Origin of the sequence: Salipiger sp. H15, from assembly GCF_040409955.1 — a bacterium.
Lineage (GTDB): Bacteria > Pseudomonadota > Alphaproteobacteria > Rhodobacterales > Rhodobacteraceae > Salipiger.
In genome coordinates this window covers 1,470,473-1,487,716 of the sequence record NZ_CP123385.1, presented here as the reverse complement: position 1 = coordinate 1,487,716, position 17,244 = coordinate 1,470,473, and the positions used below count along the sequence as shown (strand labels likewise).

Genomic DNA, 17,244 nt, shown 5'->3' with positions numbered 1-17,244 from the left:
GTCATGCGGTGCGGCACAGGTTCAAAGGGCCTGCGCAGGCTCCGCCAACGAGAAAGGCAATCGTGGCGCTCGCTGGAATGGCGCGTGCGGCAATACCCAGGGCGCATCGCTCGCCGGCAGGCGGCCCCGGACCGCCCCGCGCCTTCCTGCCGGCGCGGCAATCCGGGAATGCAGGCCAGCGAGACAGGCTGGAAACACAGGCCAAGACGGAAAGGACCGATGTCGATGATATCCCTGATCCTCGCCCACCCGGACCTGGGCCTGCGGCGACAGCTTGCGGCGGGGTTGCGGGCCTCGGGCTTCGTCGATCTGACCTGCGAGACCCATGACCTCATGACGACCTATACCGCCGTCGAGGAGCAAGAGCCCATGGCCGTGCTGATCGCCGAACGGCTGGCGATGCTGCCGGAATTCGAGGTCATGCGCGCGCTCTTTGCCGCGCTCGACGTGCGCTGGCTGGTGATCAAGACCCGCAGCGCGCCCGGCCAGGCCGCCGCGGCGAGTCCCTGGGACAAGCGCTCCGACCTCTTCGCGATCGACCCCGAGGTGCCGCCCGACGAGCTTGTCGGCACGCTGCGCTCGCTGACCCGCACGACGCGCCGCCGCGGGGCGCCCGCGGCGCCCCTCCCGACCGCGCCGGCCTCCGCTGGCGGGCCGCGCAGCAACCGCTTCATCCTGCTCGGCGCCTCGACCGGCGGGGTCGACGCGCTGCTGACCGTGCTTTCGGTCTTCCCCCCCGACTGCCCGCCCACCTTCATCGTGCAGCACACCGGCGGCGGCTTCGGCGAAAGCCTGACGCGACTCCTGGACCGGCAATGCGCCGCGCAGGTGCGGCCCGCGGTGGACGGCGCGCGGGTCGATCACGGCCAAGTGGTGATCGCCGCGGGAAGCCGGGCGCACCTGCACCTCGCGGGCGGCAGCCCAATGAAGATCGCGCTGCGCGCGGGCGAGCCGATCTCGGGGCACATGCCCTCGGTCGACGCGCTCTTCACCTCCGCCCTGCCCGGCGCGCCGCGCGCCGTGGCCGCGTTGCTGACCGGCATGGGTCGCGACGGCGCGCAGGGGCTCAAGGCGCTGCGCGACGCGGGCGCGACCACCTTCGCGCAGGACGAGGCGAGCTGCATCGTTTACGGCATGCCCCGCGCCGCGCGCGATCTCGGCGCGGTCGAGACCAGCCTGCCGCTGCCGAAGATCGGCCCGGCCCTGCTGCAGGCCTGCGCGAGCCCGGCTGCCACAGCCCATGGAAGGATGACCGCAAGATGAGCGATGCCGCAGAGAAGCTGGTGAACGTGATCCAGGGCGAATACCGGATCTCGACCTCGCCGATCGAGGTGCTGTCGACCGTGCTCGGCTCCTGCGTCGCCGTGTGCCTGACCGATGTCGAGGCGCGGGTGGGCGGGATGAACCATTTCCTGCTGCCGCAGCGGGCGGGAAAGGAGGGCGAGAACGTGCGCTACGGCGCCTATTCGATGGAACTGCTGATCAACGGGCTGCTGAAATGCGGCGCGCGCAAGAACCGGCTGGTCGCCAAGCTCTTCGGAGGGGCGAACATGCTCAGCCAGCTGCGCGACATCGGCGGGTCGAACGTCGCCTTTGCCAAGGAATTCCTGCAAAACGAGGCGATCCCGCTCGCCTCGGAAAGCACCGGCGGCTGCTCGGCCCGGCGCATCCGCTTCTGGCCGGCGGACGGGCGGGTGCGGCAATTCATCGTCCCCGGCGAGATCGAGGCGGTGGCGCCGATCACTCCGCCGAAACCGCCGCAGACCGAGATCACCCTGTTTTGAGCCCGGCGCAGGGCGCGACCTGCGCCAGGCTCACCGCGCACAGGACCAGGCATGCGGGATCAGGCGTGCGGGATCAGCTCCGTGGCGTCAGATCGGGTCGATCTGGGCAAAGGCGTTGCGCAGCGCCTCGGACCAGTCGTGGCTCATCTTCTGGAAGGCCTCGTCCGAGGGATCAATGCGCCGCCGCCGGGTAACCGCCAGCGCGTCGCGCTCGATCACCGCGAAGTCGAGTGGCATGCCGACGCTGAGGTTCGAGCGCAGGGTGGAATCCATCGACAGCAGCACCGCCTTCTCGGCATCCGCCAAGGTCGTGCCGGCCGAGATCACCCTGTCGAGGATCGGCTTGCCGTATTTGTGCTCGCCGATCTGCAGGAAGGGCGTGTCGGGCGTCGCCTCGATGAAATTCCCCTCGGGGTAGACGAGGAACATGCGCATCGGGCCGCCCTTGCGCTGGCCGGCGACGATCATCGAGGCCGAGGCGCTCTGGTTCATCCGCTCCATCTTGGACGCGACCTCGGAGGTCACGTCCGACAGGGTGGCGCCGACGATCTCGGCCACCTGCAGCATGCCCGGCGCGCGCAGGATCGCGCGGTCCGAGTCCGGGTCCTCGTTGGCCTCGGTCAGGCGCGCGATGACGGTCTGGGTGATCGACAGCGAGCCCGCGGTCATGATGCCGATGGCGCGGTCGCCCTGCTTCTCGAACAGGAACATCTTGCGATAGGTCGCGATGTTGTCGAGCCCGGCATTGGTGCGCGTGTCGGACAGCAGCACGACGCCCGCATCCAGCAGCAATCCCACGCAATAGGTCATCTGTCCCCTGGTCCCTTCCGATTGGCAACGCACCGGTATACCGCCGCGCCCCTGCCCCGGCAATCCTGCACGAAGGGATAGGGTCGCGGCCCGGCGCGCGCGGGATCGCCCGCCGCGCTCACTGCTGTTGCTGCTGGCCCGATTGCACCGTGCTGACCATCACCTCGACCTCGAGATGCTCCTGCGGCGTCGCCCCCTGCACCAGCCCGCGGATCGGCGCGGCGTCGAGCGCGTCGTAACCCGAGCCGAGCCGCACGTAGCGCGCGTCGGGGCAGCATTCGTTCGCCGCATCGAAGCCCACCCAGCTTAGCCCCGGCACCCAGATCTCGGCCCAGGCGTGGCTCGCCTCGTGCGGCGATCCGTCCTCGCTGGCCTGCAGGTAGCCGGTGACGTAGCGCGCCGGCATCTCGGCCGCGTGGGCCACCGAGATCAGCGCGTGGGCGTGGTCCTGGCACACGCCGACCCCGCCCGAGAGCGCCTCGGCCGCGGTGGTGTGCGGCTCGGTCTCGCCGGGCTTGTATGCGATGGCGCCCGAGACGGCGCGGCTGAGCGCATGGGCCCGGTCGAGCGCGCTGGCGCTTTCCATGCCCTTGAGCGCGAGGGCCGAGAGCATCTTCAGCTCGGCGTCGGCCTCGGTCTGGCGGGTTGCGCGCAGGTAGGCCGAGGGCGGAATGCGCTCGCGGTGGTCGCGCAGCACGCCGTAGAGGTCGGAGGTCTCGACCTCGCCCTCCACCTCGACGGTCAGCTCGGTGAGCGGGCCGCGCCAGGTGGCGAGGCGGATCATGTCGCCGGCGCCGTCGATGAACTCGGCCCCGGTCTGCGCCCCCTGCGAGGTGACGGTCCAGGACAGGATGCGCTGGCTGGCGCTGTCCGCCGGCCAGAGCTTCTGCGATTGCACGATGCCGCGCACCGGCTCGTCGAAGCGGTAGCGGGTGATGTGTCGGATCGAAAGTCTCATGCCGGCATTCCGCTCAGGTAGACCTCGTGCACCGTGGTCGCGACCTCGGCGTTGCGTGCCATGAAGCGCGCGAGGAATTCGTGCAGCCCCTCCTCGAAAATCTCCTCGACGGTCGCCGCACGCAGATCGTCCAGCAGCTTGTGCGCCACCTCCTGCGCCGCCGTGCCAGTGTGGTAGTTCTCGGCAAGATTGTCGAGGTGCTCGCAGTACCACTGGACGCAGGCGCGCAGCGAGCGCGGGAAGCGGCGGTTGAGGATCAGCAGGTCGGCGATCTTGGCCGCGGTGATCTCGCCCTGGTAGCTCCAGTTGAAGGCGCGCTGCGCGGTCATCGACTGCAGCAGCAGCGCCCACTGGCTCTGGTCGAGGCCGGAGCCGACGTAGCTCGCCGAGGGCAGCAGCACGTAGTATTTCACGTCGATCAGCCGCGCGGTGTTGTCGGCGCGCTCGATGGTCGTGCCGATGCCCGAGAAGTCGTAGCCGTCGTTGCGCAGCTGCGTCGACATGAAGGCGCCGCGGATCAGTTGGCAGGCGCGCAGCGTCCATTCCGTCAGGTCGGTGACCATCAGCTTGCTGCGCTCGGTGCGGTGCAGCTGCTGCAGCTCCTGGAAGGCGCCGTTGATCGCGTCCCAGACCGGCGCGGTCAGCGCGGTGCGCACCACGCGGGCGTTCTCGCGCGCCGCCGAGAGGCAGGAATAGACCGAGGACGGGTTCTCGGAATCGAAGAACAGCCAGGTCTCGATGTTGCGATGGTTGGTGTCGCGGTATTTCTCGAGGAAGGGCTCGAGCGTGCCCTTGGCCTGGAGCACGGCCTCCCAGTCGTTGCGGTAGCCGCCCGTGGCATTGGGCAGCAGCGCGTTGCGCGCCCCCACTTCCAGCAGGCGGGCGGTGGTCTCGGCGCGTTCGATGTAGCGCGCCATCCAGTAAAGGTGATCTGCAGTCCGGCTCAGCATCTCGTCACTCCGCCAATACCCAGGTGTCCTTGACCCCGCCGCCCTGCGACGAGTTCACCACCAGCGAGCCTTCCTTCAGCGCCACGCGGGTCAGCCCGCCCGGCACCAGCTCGATGGTCTCTCCGACGAGGCAGTAGGGCCGCAAATCGACGTGGCGCGGCGCGATCCCCTCCTCGACGAAGGTCGGACAGGCCGACAGCGCCAGCGTCGGCTGGGCGATGTAATTGTCGGGGTTCTTGCGGATCTTGGCGGCAAAGGATTCGATGGTCGACTTGTCGGATTTCGGACCCACCAGCATGCCGTAGCCGCCCGAGCCGTGCACTTCCTTGACCACCAGCTCGGAAAGGTTCTCGAGCACGTACTTGCAGTCGTCGGGCTTGGCGCATTGCCAGGTCGGCACGTTCTCGAGGATCGGCTCCTCGCCGAGGTAGAAGCGGATCATCTCGGGCACGTAGGTGTAGATCGCCTTGTCGTCGGCCACGCCCGCGCCGGGGGCCGAGCAGATGGTGACGCCGCCCGAGCGGTAGACGCTCATCAGCCCCGGAACGCCCAGCATCGAGTCGGGACGGAAGCAGAGCGGGTCGATGAAGGCATCGTCGATCCGGCGGTAGATCACGTCGACCTTGCGCGGGCCCTCGGTGGTCTTCATCCAGACGAAATCGCCCTCGACGAAGAGATCCTGCCCCTCGACCAGTTCGACGCCCATCAGGTCGGCAAGGAAGCTGTGCTCGTAATAGGCCGAGTTGAAATGGCCCGGGGTGAGGATGACGATATTGGGCTCGCCCTGGCATTTCTGCGGCGCCACGGACGCGAGCGTCTTCTTCAGCAGCCCGGCATAACCGTCGACCGGGCGGATGCGGCTTTCCATGAAGAGTTGCGGGAACATGCGCATCATGATCTCGCGGTTCTGCAGCATGTAGCTGACGCCCGAGGGCGTGCGGCAGTTGTCTTCGAGCACGTAGAACTGGTCGGGCCCGGTGCGCACGAGGTCGACGCCGACGATGTGGCTGAACACGCCGCGCGGCGGGCGGAAGCCGATGGCGGCCTTCTCGAAGGCCTCGTTGTTGGTCACCAGGTGCTCGGGGATGCGGCCGGCGCGGATGATCTCGCGGCGGTCGTAGACATCGGCGAGAAAGGCGTTCAGCGCCGCCGCCCGCTGGCGCACGCCGCGGTCGAGCTTGCGCCATTCCTCGGCGGTCATCACCCGCGGGAACATGTCGAAGGGGATCAGCCGCTCGGGATCCCCACCCTCGCCGTAGACGGCGAAGGTGATCCCGACCCGCCGGAACAGCGCCTCTGCCTCGTTCTGCTTCAGGCTTCGCAATTCGGCCGGCATCGACCGATACCATTTCTCCAGGTTCCGATACGCCGAGCGGACCTGCTCGCCGTTCAACATCTCATTGAAAATCGCTGGCTTCGTGGCGCTCATGACAATCCCTTTGCTCTGAGGCTCACGTTCTCTTTTTCGCGAGCGGAGGAAAAGCCCCCCGCGTGGAAAATAGATATTCACCCCATTTTTGCTGCCCAAAAATTCGGCAAATCAGCCGTCACGAATCTGATCTGTTGGGCATTCGCCCCAGTTTAGCCAGATAGGGCCCCGATTCCTCATATATTTCGCCCGTTTTTTAGACGTTTGACCAAAGGTCCGCCCGCGAAACAGGCAGCCCCTTCGGGCGCGCTGATCCGCGGTGGAAAGCACGTGGCGGCCCGTCACGGCTCCGTTATCCGAAGGTAGCGCCGGGTTGCGGCGTGCCAACGGGGAGCCGCGGCGGACCAAGCTCAAGAGGGCAGCCGCCTGCGGCACAACAATAATCGAAGCGGAGGAGGACCCGCCCAGATCGCCGGCCACCAGAGCCGACCTGCGCGGAGCCCTGACCCTGCTCTCTAGGGATGTTGAACATGATCAAAGCAATGAAATTTTCCAGCGTGGCGGCCCTCGCCATGATCTCCGCGGGCGCCGTTTCGGCACAGGCCGCGGATTGCCCGATCAAGGTGGGCGTGCTGCACTCGCTCTCCGGCACCATGGCGATTTCCGAGACCACTCTGAAAGACACCATGCTGATGCTGATCGACAAGCAGAACAAGGCCGGCGGCCTGCTCGGCTGCCAGCTCGAAGCCGTGGTGAAGGACCCCGCCTCCGACTGGCCGCTCTTCGCCGAGAAGGCGCGCGAGCTGATCTCCAACGACAAGGTCGACGTGATCTTCGGCTCCTGGACCTCGGCCTCGCGCAAGGCGGTGCTGCCGGTCATCGAGGAGCTCAACGCGCTCTACTTCTACCCGGTGCAGTACGAGGGTGAGGAAAGCTCGAAGAACGTCTTCTACACCGGCGCCGCCCCGAACCAGCAGGCGATCCCGGCCACCGACTACTTCCTCGACGAGCTCGGCGTCGAGAAGTTCGCGCTGCTCGGCACCGACTACGTCTACCCGCGCACCACGAACCGCATCCTCGAGGCTTACCTCAAGTCGAAGGGCATCGCCGAAGAGGACATCTTCGTCAACTACACCCCCTTCGGCCACTCCGACTGGTCGACCATCGTGTCGGACGTCAAGGCGCTCGGCGCCGACGGCAAGCAGGTCGGCGTGATCTCGACGATCAACGGCGACGCCAACATCGGCTTCTACAAGGAACTCGCGGCTCAGGGCGTCTCGGCCGACGACATCCCCGTCGTCGCCTTCTCGGTGGGTGAGGAAGAGCTCTCGGGCCTCGACACCTCGAACCTCGTCGGCCACCTCGCCGCGTGGAACTACTTCATGTCCGCCGAGGGCGAAGCCAATGCCGCGTTCATCAAGGAATGGCACGCCTTCATCGGCGACGAGAAGCGCGTGACCAACGACCCGATGGAAGCCCATTACATCGGCTTCAACATGTGGGTGAACGCGGTGACCGAGGCCGGCACCACCGACGTCGACGCCGTGCGCGAGCACATGTGGGGCCAGGAGTTCCCGAACCTGACCGGCGGCACCGCCAAGATGGGCGTGAACCACCACCTCTCGAAGCCGGTGCTGATCGGCGAGATCCGCGCCGACGGCCAGTTCGACATCATCTCCTCGACCGAGCCGGTCCCGGGCGATGCATGGACCGACTACCTGCCCGAGTCCGCCGTGCTCGAGTCCGACTGGAAGGACCTGAACTGCGGCATGTACAACACCGAGACCAAGACCTGCGTGCAGCTTCAGTCGAACTACTGAGCTGACATCCCAGGACGGCGGGCGCGCGGGACACCGGCGCGCCCGCCTCGCCTTATCCGACTTATCAAAAGACCGTACTCTGTTCCGGGGGCCGTCCATGCCGCGCGCGCTTCTCTCCGCCCTTGCGCTCCTGCTCTGCCTGATCACCTCGCCCGCCGCGGTGCTCGCGCAGGACACCGGGCTCAAGGCGATCCTCCAGCAACACGCGGGTGAAGTCGCCAAGCCCGGCCGCCAGACGGTGGACGAGCTGATCGGCGCGCTGGTCGCCTCGGGCGACGCGGCCGTGCCGGCCTTCCTGCAGAACTGGGCCGACCGCGAGGTCTACCAGCGCCGTTCCGACGGCCAGTTCTTCTATGCCAAGAAGGACGGCGGCGACTACGCGCTGACCGACATCGTCACCGGCGCGCCCGCCGGCACCGCCCCCGCCGCCGACATCGAGCAGATCCGCCCCAACGGCGGCGTGCGCCGCACGATCAGCACCGCGCTGGTGCAGTTCCAGCTCTCCGATCCCAATGTCGCGAGCCGCCTCGCCGCGCTCGACGCCATCGCCCGCAGCCCCTCCGCCGACCAGATCGAGCCGCTGCGCGCCTCGATCGAGACCGAGGAGGACCCCGGCGTTCTGGCCCGCAAGAAGCGCCTCGACGGCATGCTCACCGCCAGCTTCGGCGCCACGCCCGAGGACCGCATCGCCGCGATCGGCGCGCTCTCGTCCGAGCTCAGCGTCGACGTGCGCGCGGTGCTCAACCAGATCCTCACCTCGCGCGCCGGCGTCGCCGAGACCCTGCCCGCAGGCGCCAACATCGCCCGCGTGCTGAAGCCCGGCAAGGACCTCACCGAGGCCGAGGCCTATGCCCGGCTCGTCGACGCGGGCCTCGCCCAGCCGGTGCAGAGCCGCGAGCAGATCAAGGCCGCGCTCACCGCCAACCTCGCGGAGGGCGCCGTCGGCGGCGTGCCGCTCGGCCAGCTCGGCTCCGAGGCCGGGCGCGCCCGCGCCTATGCCGCGCTCGCCGAGGCCGGCACCGTGCCCGCCCGCGTCACCGAGGAGGACCGCAAGGCCGCCCTCGCCTCCCACGTCTTCTACGAGGAATATACCGAGCCCGACGCCGCCATCACCGATGCCGCCAAGCAGGCGCTGACCAGCGTGCGCACCCGCGTCGGCCTCTGGCAGGCGGTGGACTTCGGCCTCGACTCGCTGTCGCTCGCCTCGATCTACTTCCTCGCCGCCATCGGCCTTGCCATCACCTTCGGCGTCATGGGGGTGATCAACATGGCGCATGGCGAGTTCATCATGATGGGCGCCTACACCGGCTACGTGGTGCAGCAGATCATCCCCGACTACACGCTGTCGCTCATCGTCGCCCTGCCGCTGGCCTTCGCCATCACCTTCGCCGCCGGGGTGGCGATGGAGCGGCTGGTGATCCGCTGGCTCTACCACCGCCCGCTCGAGACGCTGCTCGCCACCTTCGGCATCTCGATCGCGCTGCAGCAGCTGGCCAAGAACATCTTCGGCACCCAGGCCCGCCCGCTCACCTCGCCGCACTGGCTCGACGGGGCGTGGATCATCAACGACGTCGCCGGCATCGCCAACATCCGCATCGCGATCTTCGTGCTGGCGCTGGTCTTCCTGTGCCTGATCCTGTTCATCCTCAACCGCACCCGCATCGGGCTCGAGGTCCGCGCGGTCACCCAGAACCCCGGCATGGCCGCCTCGATGGGCATCAACCCCGACAAGATCAACATGCTGACCTTCGGCCTCGGCTCGGGGATTGCCGGCATCGCCGGGATCGCCATCGGCCTCTACGCGCAGGTCACCTCCGAGATGGGCGCCAACTACATCGTGCAGAGCTTCATGACCGTGGTCGTGGGCGGCGTCGGCAACGTCTGGGGCACCCTCGCCGGCGCCGCGCTGATCGGCATCCTGCAGAAAGGCATCGAGTGGCTGAACCCCAGCAACACGCTGGCGGCGCAGACCTACATGATCCTCTTCATCATCCTCTTCATCCAGTTCCGTCCCAAGGGCATCGTCGCCCTCAAGGGCCGCGCGGCGGGAGACTGACCATGAGCCCGATGACCAGCCTCCCCTGCTTCGCGGCGCACGCAGACGCCTCCGGCGGGAGTATTTGCGGAAAGATGAAAGCCGCACCCCGCCACAAGCGTCCACGTCCCGCGCTTCCACATGTTGCAAATATCCCGGGGGAGAGCCGCGCAGCGGCTCGGGGGCGGAGCCCCCTGACACCAACCCGCGGGCGGAGCCCCCTCAATACCCTCGCCAAAGGAGCCACCGCATGAGCAGCTTCTTCGCGCAGAACAGGTCCGTCGCCTGGTTCCTGCTGGCGCTCGCGCTCTTCGTGCTGCTGGTCACGGTGCTGGCGCCGGCGACCGGCACGGGGTTCCTCTCGACCTCCTTCGTCAAGACGCTCGGAAAGACGCTCTGCCTGATGCTCGTCGCCGTGGCGATGGACGTGGTCTGGGGCTACACCGGCATCCTCAGCCTCGGCCACATGGCCTTCTTCGGGCTTGGCGGCTACATGATCGGCATGTGGCTGATGTACGCGCGCACCGAGCTCATCATCGCCGAGAGCCTGCGCGCCGCGCCGATCCCGCCCACCCCCGAGGAGATCCACGACGCCATCGGCCAGCAGATCTTCGGCGTGGTCGGCAGCGCGGATTTCCCTTGGCTCTGGGGCTTTGCCCACAGCTTCCCGCTGCAGCTTGCCATGGTGGTGGTGGTGCCGGGCATCCTCGCGCTGGTCTTCGGCTGGCTCGCCTTCCGCAGCCGGGTCACCGGCGTCTACCTGTCGATCCTGACGCAGGCGATGACGCTGGCGCTCTCGCTCTACCTCTTCCAGAACGAGGCCGGGCTGCGCGGCAACAACGGGCTGTCGGGGCTGCAGAACCTGCCGGGGCTGGACGCGGTGCCGCAGGCGACGATCTCGATCTGGTTCTTCTGGGCCTCGGCGGCGGCGCTCGGCCTCGGCTACCTGCTCTTTGCCTGGGTGGTCTCGGGCAAGATGGGCTCGGTGATCCGCGGCATCCGCGACAACGAGAACCGCGTGCGCTTCCTCGGCTACCACGTGGAGAGCTACAAGCTCTTCATCTTCGCCCTCACCGGCGTGGTCTCGGGGCTCGCCGGCGCGCTCTACTACCCGCAGGCGGGGATCATCAACCCGGCCGAGATCGCGCCCATCGCCTCGATCTACCTCGCGGTCTGGGTCGCCATCGGCGGACGCGGCCGGCTCTACGGCGCGGCGCTAGGCGCGGCGGTGGTCTCGCTCCTGTCGAGCTGGTTCACCGGCGGCGGCGCGCCCAACATCAACCTCGGTTTCTACACGATCAACTGGGTCGACTGGTGGCTGGTGCTGCTGGGCCTCAGCTTCGTCGCGGTGACGCTGCTGGCACCCAAGGGCATCGGCGGGATCTTCGATCTCTTCAGCCGCCGCCACCCGGTGCCCGAGCGCGTCGGCGATTTCGGCCCGGACCAGGGCGCGCGGCGCACCGTCGAAGGGGAGGAAGAGAAATGAACACCCTGCTCGAGATGTCCGGCGTCTCCGTCAGCTTCGACGGGTTCAAGGCGATCAACAACCTTTCCTTCCGCATCGGCGAGCCCGAGCTGCGCGCCATCATCGGCCCGAACGGCGCCGGCAAGACCACCTTCATGGACATCATCACCGGCAAGACCCGCCCCGACGAGGGCCGCGTGCTCTGGGGCGAGAAGTCCGTCTCGCTTCTGAAGATGAGCGAGAGCCAGATCGCCCGCGCCGGCGTCGGGCGCAAGTTCCAGAAGCCGACCGTGTTCGAGGCGCAGACCGTGCGCGAGAACCTCGCCATGGCGCTGAAGAACAAGCGCGGCCCCTTCGACGTGCTCCTGCACCGCAAGAGCCGCAAGGGCGCCGAGCGGATCGAGGCCATCGCCGAGGAGATCGGCCTCTCGGACCAGCTCGGGCGGATCTCGGGCGAGCTCAGCCACGGCCAGAAGCAATGGCTCGAGATCGGCATGTTGCTGGCGCAGGACCCGCGCCTGCTGCTGGTCGACGAGCCCGCCGCGGGCATGACCCCGGCCGAGCGCGAGCACACCACCGACCTCTTGCGCCGCGCGGCCTCGAAACACGCGGTGGTGGTGGTCGAGCACGACATGGAATTCGTGCGCCGGCTCGACTGCAAGGTGACGGTGCTCTGCGAGGGCTCGGTGCTGGCCGAGGGCTCGCTCGATCACGTGACCGCCAACCAGGACGTCATCGACGTCTACCTGGGACGATGACGGGGATGCGCAACTCTCTTCGAAGAGAGTTGCTAATTCCTTCGAAGGAATTTGCGATGGAGGGCCGGAGATGCTGAAGGTCGACAACCTCACCCTGCACTACGGGCAGAGCCAGATCCTGCACGGGATCAGCCTCGAGGCGGAGCCGGGCAAGGTCACCGCGGTGATGGGCACCAACGGCGTCGGCAAGACCTCGCTGCTGAAGGCCATCGCCGGGCGCCACCCCTACTCGGCCGGGACGATCAGCCTCGACGGCGCGCCGCTCGATCACCTCGGCGCCTACCAGGCGGCGCGGGCGGGCATCGCCTACGTGCCGCAGGGGCGCGAGATCTTCCCGCTGATGACCGTGCAGGAGAACCTCGAGTCCGGCTTTGCCTGCCTCGAGCGCTCCGAGCGCGGCGTGCCGGCGCATATCTTCGAGCTCTTCCCGATCCTCAAGGACTTCCTGCACCGCCGCGGCGGCGATCTCTCGGGCGGGCAGCAGCAGCAGCTCGCCATCGCCCGCGCGCTGATCACCCGGCCGCGCGTGCTGCTGCTCGACGAGCCGACCGAGGGCATCCAGCCCAACATCATCCAGCAGATCGGCCGGGTCATCGCGCAGCTGCGCGACCAGGGCGACATGGCCGTGGTGCTGGTCGAGCAGTATTTCGACTTCACCTGGGGGCTGGCCGACAGCTTCTATGCGGTGACCCGGGGCGCGGTGTCGCTCTCCGGCCGCGCCGGCGAGATCGACCGCGAGGCGCTGCTGGAGAAGGTCTCGATCTGATCCCGGGCCTGGCGCCTCACTGGCGTCACGCGCGCTTGTCGCTCCCTGAAGCGGTGTGACCCGAGGGCTCCCGGAAAGCTGGTCTGCCTTTATCTTGGCCACCGCGCACCCGCCTGCCAAGGCTTGGCGGTGCCTTGGTCCTGCCACGCGCATCTACGCCCGCCCCCCTGCGGCCCCGGACCCGCACCGGGTCAAGTCCCTGTCCTCCCCGAGGGTTGGCAGCGCCGCGGGCGACGGGCGCAGGCCGCCCCCACTCTTCGCGCCGCTTGCCGCAGCGCGCACCGCCGTGTCATGAATGGGCAAAGAGGGGGAGGATTTCGCGATGCGCGCAATGGGCATGGCCCTGGCCGGGCTCACCTTGCTGCTGGGTACCGGCGCCTCCGCGCAGGCGGTGCTGCCGCGTGCGGTGAGCGATGCGGATTATGTCGAGACAAATGCCGCAGAGGCCGAGCTGGGGCGGCTGCTCTTCTACGACCCGATCCTCTCGGGCAACCGCAACATCGCCTGTGCCACCTGCCACCACCCGCGCTTCGCCACCTCGGACGGGCTGAGCCTCGGGCTCGGCGAGGGCGGCGTCGGGCTCGGCCCCGAGCGCCACATCACCGCCGAGGACACGCCCGAGCAGCGCATCCCGCGCAACGCCACCGCGCTCTTCAACCTCGGCGCGCGCGAGTTCACCGTGCTCTTCCATGACGGCCGGATCGAGGCCGACCCGTCGCGCCCCGGCGGCATCCGCACCCCCATGGCCGAGGATATGGAGACGGGCTTTTCGGGCGTGCTCTCGGCGCAGACCATGTTCCCGGTGCTCTCGCCCGACGAGATGGCGGGGCATTACTCGGAAAGCGACGTGTCGAAGGCGGTGCGCTCTGGCCGGATCACCGGCGAGGGCGGCGCCTGGGACATCATCGCCAAGCGCGTCGCGGCGATCCCCGACTACGCGCAGCGCTTCGACGCGGTCTACCCGCACGTGGCCGAAGGCGCGCCGATCCATTTCACCGACATCTCGAACGCCATCGCCGCCTTCGTCGCTCTCGAGTGGCGCTCGGACGGCAGCCCCTTCGACGCGGCTTTGCGCGGCGAGACGCCACTCTCCGGCGCGGCGGCGGAGGGCGCGGCGCTGTTCTATGGCGAGGCGGGCTGCGCCGCGTGCCACTCCGGCCCCTTCCTCACCGACCACGATTTCCACGCCATGGGCGCGCCGCAGCTGGGGCCGGGCAAGGCCGAGCGCTTCGAGCACCACGCCCGCGACGAGGGGCGGATGCGGGTCACCGGGCGCGAGGAGGACCGGTTCGCCTTCCGCACCCCCTCGCTGCGAAACGTCGCGAAGACCGGGCCCTGGGGCCACGCGGGCGGGCATGACGATCTTGCGAGCTTCCTGTCGGACCACGCCGAGCGTGCCGGGGGGCTTGGTCATTACGCCCGCCACGTCGTACTGCCGGAACTGCCGAAGACCAAGCCGGACTGGGCGGTGATGAACGACCCGCTCGAGGTGCAGGCGCTGGTCGCGGCGGCAGGTCCGGGCACGGCGCTGAGCGCGGGCGAGATCGCGGCGCTGCTGGCCTTCGTGGATACGCTGACCGACCCTGCGGCACTGGCGGGCAGGCTTGGCGTGCCCGAGGCCGTGCCCTCGGGCCTGCCGGTCGACCGCTGACCCGTCAGGTCAGGGCCGCTCGACCCGCATCACCTCGCCGGGGCGCACCGGCTGCCAGTCCCCGGCCTCGCCGCCCGGCCAGATCACCCGCAGCTGAGCCTCGGTCTCGGCGCCAAGGCCGAAATGCAGCGGCAGGGCGCTGCCGCCCGCGTGGCCGCCGCCGATGGTGACCTCCTGCGCCTGCACGCCGGAGGCGTCCCGCAACTCGACCCAGGCCCCGACCGCGTCGCGGTTCGCCCCCGACTGCAACGGCAGGGCGCCGACCCAGTGCCCCGCCCCCTCGGTCACGTTGCGCCAGAGCTCCATCGGCGCGCGGCGGTTGACCACGGCGAGGTCGAGCAGCCCGTCGCCGTTGAGATCGGCCAGCGCCGCGCCGCGCGAGCGCTCCATCGTGGCGATCCCCGCCGTCTCGCCGGTTTCGGTGAAAGTCCCGTCCGCGCCCTGCATCAGCAGCGAGTTGGGATCGTCCATCGCCATGCCGGGCATCTGGTCGACGTTGCCCTTCGAGATGAAGAGATCCGCCCGCCCGTCGTTGTCGACGTCGCCGAACTCGGCGTGCCAGCCGGTCGAGGGGCGGCCGTCGCCGCCGGTGTAGGGCCGGTGCGCCGTGGTGCCCTGCGCGTAGGGCGCGTCCTCGAACTTCCCGCCGCGGTTGAACTGCAGCAACTGGTCGCCCATCGAGGTCATCATCACCTCGGGCAGCCCGTCGCCGGTCAGGTCGCGCGAGGCGATGCCCATGCCCCAGAGCGAGACCTTGGCCCAGTCGGTGCGCTCCTCGAGCGGCGAGAGGCGGAACATCTGCTCGTAGCCGCCCTTCACGTAGTAGTGCCGGTCGTTCGACAGCCGCAGCTCGGGCGTTCCGCTGCGCTGCCAGTCCGAGATCAGCGCCGAGAGCGTGCACCAGCCGGGCTCGATGGTCTCGACCTTGCCGAAGCCGCCCTCGCCGGGACGGATCAGCTCGCTGCTGTCGCAGGCCTCGAACGGGCCGTCGGGATCGAAACGGTCGACGTAATTGCCGACAAAGACCGTCGGCCAGCCCTGCCCCGGCTCCCAGGTGGCGGCGAAGGCGGTGGACCAGGCGTCGCGCTGCGGCAGACCCCAGGCCTCGGTCGCGTCCTCGAAGCGGCAGTCGCCAAGCCCGCGCAGCACCCGGTTCGGCCCGACCCGCAGTACGAAAAGGTCGAGGTTCCCGTCGCTGTCCGCATCCAGCGGATAGGCCCCGGTCACCCCGGTCATCTCGGGGACCGCGCCGCGCTCGAAGCGCAGCGCCCCGCCGCGTTCGGAGCGGTTGACGAAAAGCTCGGCGGGGGACGTGCCGCCGGCGGCGAAGAGCTCGGGCAGGTCGTCGCCGTTGCAGTCGAAGGCCGCGACGCCGCCGCCGACGAAATGCTCCCAGCCGCCGGAATAGACGTGCTGCGACGGCAGGCCGGCGCTGTCGTCGACGAAGGCGGGCCCGGCCGCGGCGAGCGACGGAACCAGCGCCAGAAGAACCGCGGCCCGGCTCATTGCGCCGCCATCTCGCGACCCGCGCCGAGCATCTGCTCGGTCAGCGTGTCGAGCGCCAGCGCCGCCGCGCCGCGCGCCCAGACCATGTCGCCCCAGGCGTGGATCTCCACCTTCGGCGCCTCGCGGCCGGTCTCGATCATCATCGTCTTCATCTCCGTCAGCGTGTCCCCGGCGTAAAGGTAGTCGTAGCGCATCCGCTCGCCCGACAGGATGATGAGCTGCGGATCGAAGAGGTTGGTGACATTGGCCAGTGCCAGCGACAGGTAGCGCCCGGCACGGCGGAAGATCGAATGCGCCGCCGGGTTGCCCGCCCGCGCCTGGCTGAACAGGCTCTCGAGCAGCGCCCGCACCGAGCGGGTCTCGAGGTCGGGCAGGTTCAGCGCCGTGCGCGCCTCGCGCACCAGCGCGTAGTCGGCGACATAGGCCTCGAGGCAGCCGCGCTGGCCGCAGCGGCAGAGCGCGCCGTCGAGATGCACCTTCATGTGGCCAAGCTCCATGCCCATGCCATGCGCGCCGCGGTAGAGCCGGTGGTTCATCACGAAGCCCATGCCCACCCCGTGCTCGATGGTCACCACGGCAAAGTTCGACATGGTCCGCCCCGCCCCGAACCAGAGCTCGGCGAGGGTCACGAGATTGGCGTCGTTGTCGATGTAGACCGGCAGGCCGAGGCGCTGCGACAGGGCCGGGCGCAGGTCGATGTCGCGCCGCGCGAGGATCGGAGACCAGCGCACCAGCCCGGTGCCCGCCTCGACGAAGCCCGGCACACCGAGCCCGAGCGCGCGCAGCGAACCGGGCGCGATCCCGGCCTCGCGGCAGATCTCGAGCATCAGCGTCTCGGTGACATCGGCGACGGTCTCGACCGAGAGCTGCCCGGGCGCGCGCGGCATCGAAGCGGTGGCGATGACCCGGCCCGAGAGGTCCGAGAGCACCGCCGTGTGGTGGATGTCCGAGAGCTTCATCCCCATGACGTGATGCACGCCGGGCCGCACCTGAAGGGCAACCGCCGGGCGGCCGCGGCCGGACTCGCCGGGGCGCGGCGCCTGCACCTCCTCGAGAAAGCCCGTCTCGATCAGCTCCGAGGTGATGGTGGTCACCGAGGCCGGGCTGACCCGCAGGTCCTTGGCGACCTGCACGCGCGGCACCCGGCCAAGCGCGCGCACATGCTCGAAAACCTGCTGGCGCAGAGGGCGCTGCCCCGAGTCCGGCGACTGCAAGAACGGGCCGCAGCCGCTGATTTCCTCGTCGTCGCTCATTCCGCAGGCGCACCCAGATTTCATTCAGGTCTCGAACAAAATTAACCCGCAAATTTCCACACAGACCGTAATCCGGGCGGACACGAGAGGCTGCTGGCCAATATTTGCTTCACTCGGCA

At 68.8% G+C, this 17,244-nt stretch carries 14 protein-coding genes; 8 read left to right on the top strand and 6 right to left on the bottom strand.

Going from position 1 to position 17,244, the window contains the following annotated elements:
* Positions 1–219 precede the first annotated feature (219 nt).
* Positions 220–1,263 carry a CheB methylesterase domain-containing protein gene (locus PVT71_RS21290; protein ID WP_353474483.1) on the top strand — a complete coding sequence of 348 codons (1,044 nt, stop codon included), beginning with the start codon at positions 220–222 and terminating at the stop codon, positions 1,261–1,263.
* On the top strand, positions 1,260–1,784 hold the full coding sequence (locus PVT71_RS21285; RefSeq protein ID WP_353474482.1) for a chemotaxis protein CheD: 525 nt from the start codon (positions 1,260–1,262) through the stop codon (positions 1,782–1,784). The genes PVT71_RS21290 and PVT71_RS21285 overlap by 4 nt, the downstream gene beginning before the upstream one ends.
* A gap of 87 nt (positions 1,785–1,871) precedes the next feature.
* Here PVT71_RS21285 and PVT71_RS21280 read toward each other — a convergent pair whose 3' ends face one another.
* The 4 genes from PVT71_RS21280 to PVT71_RS21265 form a co-directional block, all read right to left on the bottom strand.
* Complete coding sequence (locus tag PVT71_RS21280; RefSeq protein WP_353474481.1) at positions 1,872–2,594, bottom strand: peptidase; 723 nt, start codon at positions 2,592–2,594, stop codon at positions 1,872–1,874.
* 118 nt (positions 2,595–2,712) lie between these two features.
* A complete protein-coding gene (locus PVT71_RS21275) occupies positions 2,713–3,552 on the bottom strand; it encodes a transglutaminase family protein (RefSeq protein ID WP_353474480.1) in 840 nt (279 codons plus the stop codon).
* On the bottom strand, positions 3,549–4,502 hold the full coding sequence (locus PVT71_RS21270; RefSeq protein WP_353474479.1) for an alpha-E domain-containing protein: 954 nt from the start codon (positions 4,500–4,502) through the stop codon (positions 3,549–3,551). The genes PVT71_RS21275 and PVT71_RS21270 overlap by 4 nt, the downstream gene beginning before the upstream one ends.
* 4 nt (positions 4,503–4,506) lie before the next feature.
* A complete protein-coding gene (locus PVT71_RS21265; RefSeq protein WP_353474478.1) occupies positions 4,507–5,931 on the bottom strand; it encodes a circularly permuted type 2 ATP-grasp protein in 1,425 nt (474 codons plus the stop codon).
* 470 nt (positions 5,932–6,401) lie between these two features.
* Here PVT71_RS21265 and urtA point away from each other — a divergent pair, with 470 nt between their 5' ends.
* The 6 genes from urtA to PVT71_RS21235 all read left to right on the top strand — a co-directional run bounded on the left by urtA (position 6,402) and on the right by PVT71_RS21235 (position 14,366).
* On the top strand, positions 6,402–7,691 hold the full coding sequence (urtA, locus tag PVT71_RS21260; RefSeq protein WP_353474477.1) for an urea ABC transporter substrate-binding protein: 1,290 nt from the start codon (positions 6,402–6,404) through the stop codon (positions 7,689–7,691).
* 97 nt (positions 7,692–7,788) lie between these two features.
* Positions 7,789–9,747 carry an urea ABC transporter permease subunit UrtB gene (gene urtB, locus PVT71_RS21255; protein WP_353474476.1) on the top strand — a complete coding sequence of 653 codons (1,959 nt, stop codon included), beginning with the start codon at positions 7,789–7,791 and terminating at the stop codon, positions 9,745–9,747.
* Between the two features lie 229 nt (positions 9,748–9,976).
* Entirely contained in the window at positions 9,977–11,212 is a 1,236-nt protein-coding gene (urtC, locus tag PVT71_RS21250; protein ID WP_353474475.1) for an urea ABC transporter permease subunit UrtC, read from the top strand.
* Positions 11,209–11,949 carry an urea ABC transporter ATP-binding protein UrtD gene (urtD, locus tag PVT71_RS21245; RefSeq protein ID WP_353474474.1) on the top strand — a complete coding sequence of 247 codons (741 nt, stop codon included), beginning with the start codon at positions 11,209–11,211 and terminating at the stop codon, positions 11,947–11,949. Before urtC ends, urtD begins: the two co-directional genes overlap by 4 nt.
* A 70-nt stretch (positions 11,950–12,019) precedes the next feature.
* Complete coding sequence (gene urtE, locus PVT71_RS21240) at positions 12,020–12,715, top strand: urea ABC transporter ATP-binding subunit UrtE (RefSeq protein ID WP_353474473.1); 696 nt, start codon at positions 12,020–12,022, stop codon at positions 12,713–12,715.
* A 322-nt stretch (positions 12,716–13,037) separates the two neighbouring features.
* Positions 13,038–14,366: a cytochrome-c peroxidase gene (locus PVT71_RS21235; RefSeq protein ID WP_353474472.1), complete on the top strand. Its 1,329-nt coding sequence runs from the start codon at positions 13,038–13,040 to the stop codon at positions 14,364–14,366.
* Positions 14,367–14,375: 9 nt separating this feature from the next.
* Here PVT71_RS21235 and PVT71_RS21230 read toward each other — a convergent pair whose 3' ends face one another.
* Together PVT71_RS21230 and PVT71_RS21225 are read right to left on the bottom strand one after the other, a co-directional pair.
* Positions 14,376–15,872, bottom strand: coding sequence for a CRTAC1 family protein (locus tag PVT71_RS21230; protein WP_353474471.1), 1,497 nt, complete (start codon positions 15,870–15,872; stop codon positions 14,376–14,378).
* Positions 15,869–17,125, bottom strand: a complete 1,257-nt coding sequence (locus PVT71_RS21225; protein WP_353474470.1) for an ROK family protein — start codon at positions 17,123–17,125, stop codon at positions 15,869–15,871. The genes PVT71_RS21230 and PVT71_RS21225 overlap by 4 nt, the downstream gene beginning before the upstream one ends.
* Positions 17,126–17,244 lie beyond the last annotated feature (119 nt).